Annotated in this window: 10 protein-coding genes and 1 pseudogene; 3 read left to right on the top strand and 8 right to left on the bottom strand. The window is 69.3% G+C overall.

The window, feature by feature from the left end; genetic code table 11:
- Nucleotide 1: 1 nt before the first annotated feature.
- Both ACH4TL_RS45305 and ACH4TL_RS45300 read right to left on the bottom strand, forming a co-directional pair.
- Complete coding sequence (locus ACH4TL_RS45305) at nt 2-1,051, bottom strand: hypothetical protein (protein ID WP_398331708.1); 1,050 nt, start codon at nt 1,049-1,051, stop codon at nt 2-4.
- A 66-nt stretch (nt 1,052-1,117) separates the two neighbouring features.
- Complete coding sequence (locus tag ACH4TL_RS45300) at nt 1,118-4,027, bottom strand: tetratricopeptide repeat protein (RefSeq protein WP_398331711.1); 2,910 nt, start codon at nt 4,025-4,027, stop codon at nt 1,118-1,120.
- A 308-nt stretch (nt 4,028-4,335) separates the two neighbouring features.
- Here ACH4TL_RS45300 and asnB point away from each other — a divergent pair, with 308 nt between their 5' ends.
- Entirely contained in the window at nt 4,336-6,168 is a 1,833-nt protein-coding gene (gene asnB / locus ACH4TL_RS45295; RefSeq protein WP_398331737.1) for an asparagine synthase (glutamine-hydrolyzing), read from the top strand.
- Here the strand turns inward: asnB and ACH4TL_RS45290 are convergent.
- From ACH4TL_RS45290 to ACH4TL_RS45275, 4 genes are all read right to left on the bottom strand, one after another.
- Entirely contained in the window at nt 6,155-7,057 is a 903-nt protein-coding gene (locus ACH4TL_RS45290) for a hypothetical protein (protein WP_398331714.1), read from the bottom strand. The genes asnB and ACH4TL_RS45290 overlap by 14 nt on opposite strands.
- Nucleotides 7,050-8,405 (bottom strand): radical SAM protein, encoded by a 1,356-nt coding sequence (locus ACH4TL_RS45285; protein WP_398331717.1) that lies wholly within the window; start codon nt 8,403-8,405, stop codon nt 7,050-7,052. Before ACH4TL_RS45285 ends, ACH4TL_RS45290 begins: the two co-directional genes overlap by 8 nt.
- 187 nt (nt 8,406-8,592) lie before the next feature.
- A complete protein-coding gene (locus ACH4TL_RS45280; protein WP_398331720.1) occupies nt 8,593-8,964 on the bottom strand; it encodes a hypothetical protein in 372 nt (123 codons plus the stop codon).
- Nucleotides 8,965-9,151: 187 nt separating this feature from the next.
- Nucleotides 9,152-9,988, bottom strand: coding sequence for a hypothetical protein (locus tag ACH4TL_RS45275; protein WP_398331723.1), 837 nt, complete (start codon nt 9,986-9,988; stop codon nt 9,152-9,154).
- A gap of 271 nt (nt 9,989-10,259) precedes the next feature.
- Between ACH4TL_RS45275 and ACH4TL_RS45270 the strand changes: the two are divergent.
- A pseudogene (locus tag ACH4TL_RS45270) lies at nt 10,260-10,387 on the top strand (LamB/YcsF family protein); the annotation flags it as partial.
- A 255-nt stretch (nt 10,388-10,642) separates the two neighbouring features.
- A complete protein-coding gene (locus ACH4TL_RS45265; protein ID WP_398331726.1) occupies nt 10,643-10,852 on the top strand; it encodes a hypothetical protein in 210 nt (69 codons plus the stop codon).
- A gap of 55 nt (nt 10,853-10,907) precedes the next feature.
- On the opposite strand, the gene ACH4TL_RS45260 is transcribed toward ACH4TL_RS45265, so the two are convergent.
- Together ACH4TL_RS45260 and ACH4TL_RS45255 are read right to left on the bottom strand one after the other, a co-directional pair.
- The gene (locus ACH4TL_RS45260) at nt 10,908-12,233 is read right to left on the bottom strand and encodes a dicarboxylate/amino acid:cation symporter (RefSeq protein ID WP_398331729.1); all 1,326 of its coding nucleotides are present in this window, start codon (nt 12,231-12,233) and stop codon (nt 10,908-10,910) included.
- Between the two features lie 28 nt (nt 12,234-12,261).
- Nucleotides 12,262-12,527: malic enzyme-like NAD(P)-binding protein (locus ACH4TL_RS45255; RefSeq protein ID WP_398331732.1), on the bottom strand; the 266-nt coding region annotated here is incomplete at its 5' end.

Below are 12,527 nucleotides of genomic sequence, written 5' to 3'. Positions count from 1 at the left end.
GTCAGCCTCCCAGGCGCTCGCTCATCAGGTTCGGTTTCGAGCCGTAGATCTCGACGGTTCCGAAGGACAGCAGGGCGGGCCCGGCCTTCGCCAGTGCGCGCGGTTTGACGTCGATCGCGTCTGCGCGCTGCGGGCCGTAGGAGAAGGTAGTGCGGGAGCCGTCCAGCCGCGCGTACTCCGACTGGAACGCGCGATCGCTGCGTACTGGCAGCCACAGCGCGCCGTCCGGGCCGCGTGCCATGGCCTCGGTGTAGGTGTCGCCCAGCGGTGGGTAGGTGGTGCGCCAGGCGTGCCCGCCCAAGGTCATCAGGTAGGTGCGGGCCACGCCGTCGGTGTACTGGCTGCCGCCGATCGTGACCCGGTTGGATGGTTCGAGCAGGATCGTGTGCACGTTGCTGTTCGGCGGCAGCGGCACCTTCGCGTCCTGCCACCGTGTTCCGTTCCAGCGCAGGATGGTGGTCCCGGTGCTGGTGTCGGCCCAGGCCCAGGCGTCGGTGGCCGTACGCGCGGTGATTCCCATCAGGAACAGCACACCGTCCGGGGCGGACTGGGTGGTCCAGTCGGAACCGTCGTAGTGCAGCACCTTCAGCCCGGTGTCGTCCTCACCGACCACCCACGCGGCACCCGGTACCGCGGTGAAGTCCTGGTAGGTCCACAGGGTCTGCGGCAGCGGGAGGGCACTCCATCCTGCCGCGGACCGGCGCAGGATCTCCCCCGCTCCCGCGCGGTTGTGGAAGATCCACACCTCGTCGGCGACGTACTGCACCTTGCCGAGCCAGCCCGGCTCATCGGCGCCGGGGAAGGTGATGTTCCGGCTCCACGTCGTGCCGTCCCACCGGTACAGCATCGGCCGCAGTCCATCGGCGGCTTGCTCGTATCCGGTCACCCACGCCTCGCGCGGCCCGCGGGCGGCGAGATCGGACACGGTCACCGGCGGGGCCGCTGCCGGTACCGGCAGGGCCGACCAGCTCGGTGTCACGGCCGCGGCCGGTGACACGACCGCGGCACATGCCATGGCGAGGCAGATGATGAGCACACGGAGACCGTTCACGAGACCTCCCGAGAACGCGAAGACCGCTCAGCTTATTGGCGTTCACCTATCCGTGAACAGACGACCTCAGGTCAGTCTGTCCGGGCGGTCAGGCGTCACCCGTCGCAGGCCCTCGGCCTCGATAGCGGCGACGAGCTTTTTCGCCGCCGCCAGCTTCGGCCCATTGTCCGCGGGATCCGTGGCGTTGAGCGCGGTGAAGATGTCCACGGCTTCCCGTGCCCGCGTGAGCGCCTGGTCCCGTCGGCCGGACTGCCGCAGGTAGGGGATCGTCGGAAACATCAGCCAGTCGCCCAGCCCTCCGCGAAACCTCCCGGGGTTCTCGGTGGCGAGTTGGCGCAGCAGGTCGGTGGCGTCGACGGCACGCTGTGCGCCGTGGGCGTGGTCGGGCTTGCCCCAGAGAGCCTGGGCCAGATTGACCAGCGTCCAAGCCTTTCGGTACAGGAGATCGTCGGATCCGGGTTGTTCACCGATCAGCTTGTCGTAGAGGGTCAGCGCCTCCTGCATGCGCGCGATGGCGTCGTCGTGGCGGCCGCTGCCCATCAGATACGTGCCCGCCGGGAACACCAGCCACTGCGCGAGTCCGGCACGGTAGGTGGGTTTCCTGGTGGCGAGTTGGCGCAGCAGGTCGGTGGCCTCGATGGCGCGCTGTGCGCCGTGGGCGTGGTCGGGCTTGCCCCAGAGAGCCTGGGCCAGATTGACCAGCGTCCAAGCCTTTCGGTACAGGAGATCGTCGGATCCGGGTTGTTCACCGATCAGCTTGTCGTACAGGGCGAGCGCTTCCAGCATGCGCGTGACGGCGTCGTCATAGTGGCCAGTGCCCATCAGATACGTGCCCACCGGGAACACCAGCCACTGCGCGAGCGTCGCGCGGTAGGCGGGGTCCAGGGCCACGGCCTCGCGGGCGACCGCGAGCGCGTCGGCTGCCCGGGCGTTGGCCTCGTCGCGGGCCGGGCCCGGCAGGTTCCACAGGGTCTGGGCCCTCGTCATCAGGGCTCGCGCGTCCGCGATCCGGGCCGGGGCGGTCGGTGTGGCCGTGTCGTAGAAACACGTCAGGAGCCTCGCCACCTCGCCGATCTCGCTGCCGTAGTCGACGCGGTAGAGGGCTACGCTCCCCGCCGCCATCGGCACCGCGGCGACCTCGGAATACGACCACCAGGTCTGTCCGAGCCACTGCGGCGCCGACCACTGGGTCTGCTGGGGGTCCCGGTGGATGGTCTGGACGCGGCTGTCCCGGCCCTGCCAGAACCAGTTGGCCCGCCGGTCCCCGGTCACCGCCGGGACGATCGTGTAGGGCACGCCCCATTTGGTGAGGTGCCGTGGGGTGATCTCGGCAGGGGCGCTCCAGCCGCCGTCATAGTGGATGTTCCACATGGCCCCGAACTTGCCCTGCCAGACCACATCGGCCTTCCCGTCGCCCGTGCCCATGGCGTAGATGGACGCTGCGAAATCGTCCCCGGGGAATTCGGCGATCTGCACGGGCGCGCTCCACGCGGGGGACGCCGCGTGGGAGTCATAGGTGACGCTGTGCAGCGTGCGGTAGTTCATGGTCCACACCACCAGCACCACCCCGGGCGAGGGATAGGTCACCGTGAGGTCCGAGCCCAGCGACACGGCGCCTGCCGGGGTCGCCGCCTGCGGTGGCCCCCACGCTCCGCTGGCGTCCTGGAACGTGGCCATCAGTGTGCCGGTCCCGTTGTCGAGCCACAGCACGACGACCGAGCCCGGTGCCGCGGCGGCGGCCCCGGTGAACCCGATGTCGGTGGCGTCGCCGCTCACCCTGACCGGGGCGTCCAGCCATCCGGTCGGCCGGGCGGGGTCGGTGTGCGTGGCGTAGATGCCGCCGTCCTTGCTCTGGAACACGACCGTGACCAGGCCCGGCCCTGACGACAGGGCGCACGGTGCGGGTTCCTTCCGCATCGTCTTCTCCGCGCTGATGGCCACCGACGGTTTCCATGCCGGTGCGGTGGCGGTGGAGTCGTAGGAGGTGGTGCGCAGTTGGGCCTTGTCCGGGTCCCGCCATACCAGCACGGTGTGGCCCGGCCGGTCCGACGCCGCGGCCAGGGACACGATGGCGTCCGGCACCTCCACCGGGGCCCAGGGGGACCATCCGGGTGTGTGCGGGTCCTTGGCCCAGTAGGCCACGGTGTCGCGGAGGCCGATGAGCTTGGCCAGGCCCGTCCTGACCCGCATCTCGGCGCGCAGCTCGTCGGCGTAGTAGGACCGGGCGTCGTCGTATTCGGCCTGGCCGCCGGGCCGCCACCCGAGTTGGGTGTGCCCTGTGTCGTAGCCGCTGATGTGGTCCACGCACTGGTAGCCCAGGATGTAGCTGCCGAGGCCGTCCGGGCCGCCGCCGGTATGGGGTTCGATGGCTTGGTCGGCGTGTTGGAACACCCAGTCCAGCCGCGCCGCGTGGCGGTTCAGCTCCTCGCGGGCCAGCCGGTCCTCGCGGTACTGCGGGTTGAGCCCGGCGATCACGCCGAAGCGGACGGTCAGCACATAGACATAGGCGATGTACGCCAGCCGGTGGTCGAAGACGCTCTCCGGCGAGTTGGGATCCGGGCGGTAGAAGTAGGAGTCGCCCTCCAGCAGCGTGTTCGCCGCCAGCCGTGAGTTGTTGTCCGCGTTGGACCGCATGAGCGGGTCCTTGCGCCCGTCGGCGACCCAGCTGTTGAGCTCGTCCATGGCGGTGCGGGCCCGCCCGCGCAGGCCGTCCAGGTCGCGCCGCAGATTGAGGACGTACGCCTGCTGTTCGACTCTGACCGCCTGCTTCACGGCCTCCAGCACCTCGTCGAACCGCCCCTGGAGGGCGACGAAATCCTGGTGCAGTGCCTCCAGTCCGGCCAGGATCTCCTCTTCGGGGGTGGGAGTGTGGCTGCCGAGGCTGACGAAGGCGACGATGCCCTGGTATGCCTCGTACGCCTTCTTGCCCGCTTCGTAGATCGCCAGTGCCGTGAGGACGGGCGTGGGCGTGGCCATATGCGGTGTTCCCCCCTCGGCCTGTGCCCCCCGTGGGCAGGCCTGACGCAAGTGAACCACCGGGCAAGCGCACATATGCTGGAAAAATACTTGAGCGCCTCCTATATGCGCCGTGAGCCCCCTATAGGGCACCGTTCCAGGCGCTGGATTTCGGACACCGTTCGAGGCGAAACGTTCTCTTAACAGGAATTTACTGGTGAGAAACGACACCCGTCGACGTCGGCGGCGGAAGGTAGCGATCCGCCTCCGGAGAGGTAGATGGTTAACCCAGGCAACCGTTCGGCTCCCGATCGAAAGGGTTGATCACTGTGTGTGGCATCACCGGCTGGGTCTCCTACCGCCGCGACCTGAGCTCTCACCGGCAGCTCCTCGACACCATGACGGAGACGATGGCCTGCCGCGGCCCGGACGCGGCGGGCACCTGGGTGACCGGCAGGGCGGCGCTCGGCCATCGCAGGCTGGCCGTCATCGACCTGCCCGGCGGGGCCCAGCCCATGACCGTCGAGACGGCCGAGGGCACCGTCGCCATGGTGTATTCCGGTGAGGCGTACAACTTCACCGAGCTGCGCGACGAACTGCGCCGCAGGGGGCACGGCTTCACCACCGACTCCGACACCGAGGTCGTCCTGCGCGGCTATCTGGAGTGGGGTGAATCCCTCACCGAGAAGCTCAACGGCATGTACGCCTTCGCCATCTGGGACTCCCGCGCCGAGAAGCTGGTCATGGTCCGGGACCGGATGGGCATCAAGCCGTTCTACTACTTCGAGACCGACGACGGTGTGCTCTTCGGCTCCGAGCCCAAGGCCATCCTCGCCAACCCGCTCGCCGCCCCCGTGGTCGGCATCGACGGGCTGCGGGAGATCTTCTCGTTCGCCAAGACGCCGGGCGAGGCCATATGGAAGGGCATGAGGGAACTGCGCCCCGGCCATCTGGCCGTCGTCGACAGCAACGGGCTGCGCGAGCGGGCGTACTGGCGTCTGGAGGTCTCCGAGCACACCGATGACCAGCAGACGACCGTCGCCCATGTGCGGGAGCTGCTGGAGGACATCATCGACCGCCAGCTCGTCGCCGACGTGCCGCGCTGCACCCTGCTCTCCGGCGGGCTCGACTCCTCCGCGATGACCTCGCTGGCCGCCCGCCGCCTCGCCGAGGACGGCGAGACCGTCCGCAGCTTCGCGGTCGACTTCCCCGACCAGGCGGAGAACTTCCGCGCGATCGATGTCGCGCCCAGCGTCGACACGCCGTATGTGCACGCGGTGGCCGACTATGTGAAGTGCGACCACCAGGACATCGTGCTCAACGGCTCCGCCCTGTCCGACCCGGCCGTCAGGCAGGCCGCCATCGTCGCCCGGGACCTGCCCATAGGGCTCGGCGACCGGGACAACTCGCTCTACCTGCTGTTCAAGGCGGTCCGCGAGCAGTCGACGGTGGCGTTGTCCGGCGAGTCGGCCGACGAGGTCTTCGGCGGCTATCCGTGGTTCCACGACGAGCGGCGCGAGGCCGACACCTTCCCGTGGCTCGCCGGAGGGCAGATGCTCGGCGACACCAAGACCCTGCTGCCCGACGACCTCGCCGCCCGGCTCGACCTGGACACCTACCTTCGCGACCGCTACGTCACCGCGCTGAAGGAAGTCCCCCTCAAGGACGGCGAGTCCGGCCTGGAGAAGCGCATGCGGCAGGTCTGCTATCTGCACCTCACCCGCATGGTCAACACGCTGCTGGACCGCAAGGACCGGATGAGCATGGCGGTCGGCCTGGAGGTCCGGGTGCCGTTCTGCGACCACCGGCTCGTGAGTTACGTCTTCAACACCCCGTGGTCGCTCAAGACCTTCGACGGACGGGAGAAGAGCATCCTGCGCGAGGCCACCCGCGATGTGCTGCCCGAGTCGGTCGCGAACCGCAAGAAGAGCGGCTACCCCGGCAGTTTCGACCCCGCCTACCTGGCCGCCATCAAGCGGCAGGCGAGCGACCTCATCACCTCCGGACACCCGGTCCTCGACCTGTGCCGCCTCGAGACGCTGAACCAGGCCATCGCCGCACCGGGCGATGCCATCACCACGCAGCAGCGCGCCGCCATCGAACGCGCCCTGGACCTGGCCACCTGGCTGGACCAGCGCAAGCCGACCATCACGCTGGACTGAAGCCCTCACCCGGGTGCCAGGCGGGGGCGCGTTCGCGGTGGAGTGCGTGGCCGGTGGTCAGGGCCTGGGCCGCGTGGTCGGCCGTCGTGCCGGTCAGGCCCGTGCCCAGCCACAGTGCGCGCAGGGTGAGGACCTGGGCGGCCATCATCGCGACGACCGGGTCGCCTGAGGTGAGGTAGGGGGCGCAGCCCGGATCGTCCAGGTCGTCCCGTACCAGTCGGCGCCCGGCGCGTATCTGCTCCGTCAGCTCTTCGATGCGGGTGTTCAGCGGAGCGGGCGCGCCGTTCGCCGCCCATCGCAGGTAGGGCAGTTCGCGGGGGCCCATCGCCACGATCACGGTCTCCGCCATCCGCCGGACAGCGGGATCGGGGTGGAGGAGCCGGTGTGCCTGGCAGACCGGGATGCAGGTGCAGACCTGGTTGCAGGTGCAGATCGTGCCGCCGCCACCGCCGTAGGTGGGGCCGGGCGCCTCGTAGGTGGGCGGTTCGTAGGTCGGTGGTTCGTAGGTCGTCGGGGGCTCGTAGGTGGGGGTCGGGGGTTCGTACGTCGAGGTCGGGAAGTCGGGGGTGGATGTCGACGGGCTGGGGGTCGGTGACGGCTGGGAGGTGGTGGGGGTCGGTGAGGAGGGGGACTCCGAGCTTCCGTCGTCGCATCCGGCGAGCAGCAGGGCTGCCGCGACCGATGACGCGATGCCCGCGCCGAGGAGGCCGCGCCGCCCCGATGCCGCCGACCACGGCGGGCCGGTGACGGGGAGGACCTCGGCCGGGCCCGTGGTGTCCGCGCCGTCGATGCGCTGGATCTCGTAGCGCGGGGCGCCCGGTGGCTGTTCGGGCTGGTCGTCCTTCCCCGGGCGCCTCGGGCTCGGCCAGGGCAGCATGACGTCATTCATGTGTGCCTCCGTGGACGCCGCAGGGCTCTCCGGTGCGGTCGTCGCGCCACATGAGGCCGCCCGATGCGGCGATCCGGGTCAGGAGCTGGTCCTTCACCAGTTCGCGGGTGATGTGGCAGCGCTGGGAGCCGGTGAATTCGCCTCGGCCGTTGGTCGCGAGCGACTTGTGGTAGCAGTCGCCCGCGCAGTTCCACTTGGCGAAACATCCGTCGCAGAACGACCGGTGTTCCACGCCCAGGTCGCGCAGCCGGCCGAGCCGGTCCATGTCGAAGGTGTAGCCGTCCGGGCCGGGTGAGCCGTAGAAGAACACATCGGCGAACTCGTTGTCCTCGGAGAACGCCTCGAAGCAGGCCGATACGTTCCCCGCGGGGCTCAGGCAGAAGTTGTCCTGGGTGATGCCGCAGAAGTGGTTGGTCAGGGTGCCGACCCGGGCCGCGCTGTAGACCAGCTCATGCCCGAAGCGGGCGGCCCTGCCCTGCGCTTCCCGGTAGGCGGCGATGAACTCCTCGGTCTCCGCGTCGGGCTCTCCCGCGTGCCGTCCCAGCTGGTAGGCGGGTTCCACTTGCACGCGTTTCGGTGTGAAGTTCGACAGCACGAACTCGATCGAGTCGGGCAGCAGCGGGATCTGCTCCGCGGTGACGGTCAGCCGCACCGCGTAGGGGTAGTCCGCGTCGGTGAAGCGCCGCATGGTGCGCATGACCCGGGCGCTCGACCCCGTGCCCCGTACGGTGGGCCGGTGCTTGTCGTGTGCCTCGGGCAGGCCGTCGAAGGACAGGCTCATGCCGCCGTTGAGGTGGGCGATCATCCAGTCGATCTGACGGTCGGTGAACACGCCGTTGCCCGCCGACGCCGCGATGACGGGGAGGTCACCGGCCCGCTCACGGGCGTACGCCAGGGATTCGGTCATCAGGCCCCAGTGGACGCTCGGCTCGCCGCCTCCGTGGTAGTGCACACCGGCGAACGGCGCGCCTTCGCGGCGGGCGTTGTCGATGACGAAGTCGATGCCGCGCGTGGCGACGTCCATCGTCATATAGGTGGCCGGAGTGTCGCCCGCCGAGGCGTAGCAGTAGGTGCAGCGCAGGTTGCACGCCGTCGTCAGGAAGAGCGTGACCTCGTTCGGCGCGGGGGCACCTCGGCGGCGGGTGACCGGCGAGGCGGGTTCGCTCAGGAGCCCGGTCTCGCGGGCGAGCGCCATGACGTTCTGGTCGCCGCCCTCACCGGCCAGGACACCGGAGAGGCCCGCCACCAGTCCGCTCGTGGCGGCGAAGGCCACGCCGTGCAGTGGCGCGTACACCAGATGGGCCCCGTCTTCCAACGGGATCGCAAAGACATCCCTCGTACCGTTCAACGATCGCTCCCAGCAGCTCGCCTAGACTCACGGCGGCGGCACGGGCAGCGGTGGGTTGCGCATGACGCACCCGTCACCCCCGTGGCAGCCCCGACGTCCGACATCCTGCGCCGAACGTCCGGGACCCGTCCCGGGGAAGGTGAGGGAAGTTAACTCGTTCGAGTGAACCGCTCGCGGTAGTGCCCGCTTATGCGGCGAGCCTCTGGGCCATCGCGACGACGGGCGCGGGTGCCGTGGGGATGCGTACCGGCGCGACCGGGGACGGGGCAGGCCACACGCGGTAGGTGGTCTTGGCCGGGTCCACCAGGGGGTCGCCGAGTGTGGTGCGGCCCTCGGAGTACAGCCGGTCGCATTCGGGGGTGGGCAGGGCGATGTAGCAGCCACCCCGGCTGGAGGCGGAGTCGTACGGCTGCCAGTAGCCGTACCGGCGCCGTCCGCTGGCGTGCACGGTGAGGAACACCGGGGTGCGGGAGTCGTACACGACGCGCAGGACGCCACTGGCGGCGGTGGTGGAGGGGGCCTCGGAACGGGAGCGGGAGGAGTGGAGGACGGGGGACATCGCGTTGCCTTTCCGAGGGCCGGGGCTCATGATCAATTACCCAATTAAAGCAGCGTTTTGATCTCTGGTACACAACTTTCGCCTGGGCAACGGGGTTTGGGGTCGCTGCCGCGCCCGGCCTTCGTACGGCGAGGCCCCGCACCGGCGCCGTACGGCACGGGGTGCGGGGCCTCGCCGTACGGAGGTGTCAGCCGTCGGTGGACCGGACGGTGCCCATGATCTCCTTGAGCTCCGCGGCCGTCAGCGCGTTCGGGACCCCTTGGTCCGCGTAGATCACCCAGCCGTGCATGGTGCCGTCGGGGAGCTTCTGCGCGATGCTGTGCACGATCGCCTTCGGCGGGACGCAGGAGCTGGGGCGGTTGGTGACGGTGACCTCGGCGGTCGCGGTGTAGCCGTCGATGCCGCCCTGCTTCAGCGGCTTGGGCTGGCTGACCTTGATCTTGGGCTTGTGGTCCTCACCGCCGTACGCGGCGAAGCCCCAGTTGCCCGCCCAGTTGCGGGCGTTCTCCTGGAGGGAGCCGTCCTTGCCGCCGCCCGTGGTGCCGACGGTGGCGAGCTGTCCCTTGCCCGCCTCGCCGACGGCCTTCGGGTTGGGGCTCGACGAGCAGCCGCCCTCACGGTAGTTGGCGGCCGAGGTCATGACGACGATCGGCTGTCCTGCCTTGTCCGTGTAGGACAGGGCCGTGCCTTCGTCGAGGGCCTTCCACTTCTTGGCCTTGCCGGGCACGTCGTAGCGGAAGTGGTGCTTCTGCGAGGTCTGCGTCTGCCATCCCGGGACCGACGGCTGGTCGCCCGCGGGGCTCGACGGGGCGGAGGACTGGTCCGATCCCTTCGAGGGCGCCTTCGATCCCGCCGCGCCGGTGTCCTTGTCCGTGCCCTGCTTGGTGTCTTCGTTGCACCCGGTCAACGCGACGACCATGCCTATGCCGACGGCCGCGATCAGGGTCTTCTTCGTCCGGCGGGACGGTATCCGGGTGGACTCGGGCTGCTGAGCGATGCGCTCAAGGATCTTTGGCTGAAACATGATCGGCACTGTAGGCGACCCGCGCGGCCGCAAACCCCCAGGTGGCCGCCCCACCACGAGACCTATACGTACTCGTGACACACCGCATCAGGCTGATACACGCGGTCTCCTCGATGTCGCCGGCCGGGGCGCCCGTATCCATCGGGAACCGCACTACAGACATGGGGCTTCCTGATGTGTCCTTCTTCCCGGGCCGCGCCGGATCTAGTGTCCGATCCGGACACGGTCCATCACCGGACCGTCCGGCCTCCGGCAGAAGGGGAGCCTCACTGTGCCTGTCGTCGATCTGGTCGCCGACCTCGGAGAGAGTTCGGGGCCTACACCATGGGCAACGACGCCGAGCTGCTGAAGCTGCTCACCTCGGCGAATGTCGCGTGCGGATTCCACGCGGGGGATCCGACCGCCCGTCAGCGGATGTGGTGGCCGCACTCGGCCAGTTCTCCGCCGCCACCATCCACGAGGCGCAGGGCCGCAAGGGCGCGCTGGCGCACCGGCTGAAGCCGGTGGACCCCGCCATGTCGTTCTGCGGCCCTCGGTGAGGGCGATCACCGCGTTCTCCCGGATGGTCGCGAAGCTCTTGGTCAGCTCCTCGGGCGGGTTCTCCACCCGGTTCCGCTGCGCTACGAGCTCGCGCTGATCGCTCCGTGGGAGGTCATGGAGCCGGCCAACCAGGTCTTCTGGAAGGGCCGCGACCTCCGTGACCTGGTGGCGACCGGCGCCACCACGGACGATCCTGCCTTCGGGACACATGTTCGCGACTACCTCGCCGCGGCCGAGGCCGCGCAGACGGCCATGCGCCGGGATCTCGGTACGGCCCCCTGGCCGCAGCACGGCGAGGAGGCCACCGCGCCGCACACCGGCTGACGTCCTGGGCGGGACAAGATCCCGCCCAGGACGTCAGCCGGTGTGACGAGGTGCGCTACGACGAGACCGCTTCGGCGGCCTCCTCCGTGTCCTTCCGGGTGGCGTCCCGCTTGGCCTCCGAGCGGTCCACGACGGCGGCGGCCAGCGCGTTCCCGACGACGTTCACCGCGGTGCGCGCCATGTCGACGATGAAGTCGACGCCGACCAGGAGCGCGACCCCCTCGGCCGGGATGCCCACCGTCTTGGCCGCGGCGAGGAGCACCACGATGGAGGCCGAGGTGACGCCCGCCATGCCCTTGGACAGCACCACCAGGACACCGACCATGAGCAGCAGGGACGTGATCGAGGTGTCCGTGCCGTAGGCATGGGCGAGGTACACCAGGGCGGTGGCCTGGTAGAGCACGGAACCGTCGGAGTTGAAGGAGTAGCCGAGGGGGACGACGAAGGACGACGTCGAGCGGCTGATGCCGAAGGCTTCGAGCTTGCCCATCAGCGGTGCCAGGACCGCTTCGGAGCTGCGGGTGAGGAAGGCGAGCCCGACGAGCCCGCCGATTTGCTTCAGCAGTTCCACGTACCGGATGCGGTAGATCAGCGCGATGATCGGGAAGATCACGCCGAGGACGATGGCCAGGCCCGCGTAGACGACGGCGATGAAGCCGAGCAGGCTCTTGAGGTTGCCGAAGCCGTAGTGCGCCACGTCGTAGCTGATGAAGCCGAGGACGCCCAGCGGGGCTAGGCGGATGACATAGCCGACGACCTTGAACATGGCCGAGGAGACGGACTCCAGGACCGATGAGAGGGGCGCGGACTTCTCGCCGATGGCGGCCATCCCGACGCCGAGGAAGAGCGCGAAGACGATCGCGGCGAGCAGGTTGCCCTCGGTGAAGGCGGCGAAGACGTTCTTCGGGATCGAGTGCAGGATCAGCTCGTGGAAGTTCACGCCCTGATCGAGGTTTTCCACACTCTTCTTGTCGCCACCGGCGACCGGGGCGCCCTTGCCGATGCCGGTGAATTTGGCCAGCGCCACCGAGATCACAAGGATCACCGTGGTGACGACCTCGAAGTAGAGGACCGCCTTTCCGGCGACCCGGCCCACCTTCTTCACCGACTCCATGCGGGCGATACCCAGCACGATGAGTGGGAAGACCAGGGGCAGCACGACCATCTGCACCAGGTTCAGGAAGACGTCGCCGAGGAGCTTCAGCTGCTCGCCGACGGACGGCGCGAGCGTGCCGATCAGCGCGCCGAGGCCGACGGCGAGCGCCGACTGTACGCCGATTGGCAGCCGCCACCAGCGCTTTGTGCGCGTTGACGGGGACGTACCGCCGGGGTCGGTCTCGGGGCGGTCGGTGGTGGGCGCCGTGGTGTGTCCTGTTTGCATGCGGGGAGCTCCCATGGGTTGTGCTGGTTCAGCCGAGGTCCGCCGCCTGGGCGGCGTCGCGGACGGCTCCGGCGACCGCTCCAGCGACCGTGTCGTTGAAGACGCTCGGAATGATGTAGTTCGGGTTCAGCTCGGCCTCGGTGACGACGTCAGCCAGCGCGCTCGCGGCGGCGAGCATCATGTCGGTGCCGACGGCCTTGGACTGGGCGTCCAGGAGGCCACGGAAGACACCCGGGAAGACCAGTACGTTGTTGATCTGGTTCGGGAAGTCCGACCGGCCGGTGGCCACCACCG

This window comes from Streptomyces sp. NPDC021115 (assembly GCF_044333065.1).
GTDB lineage: Bacteria > Actinomycetota > Actinomycetes > Streptomycetales > Streptomycetaceae > Streptomyces.
This window is presented reverse-complemented; position numbering and strand designations above follow the sequence as displayed.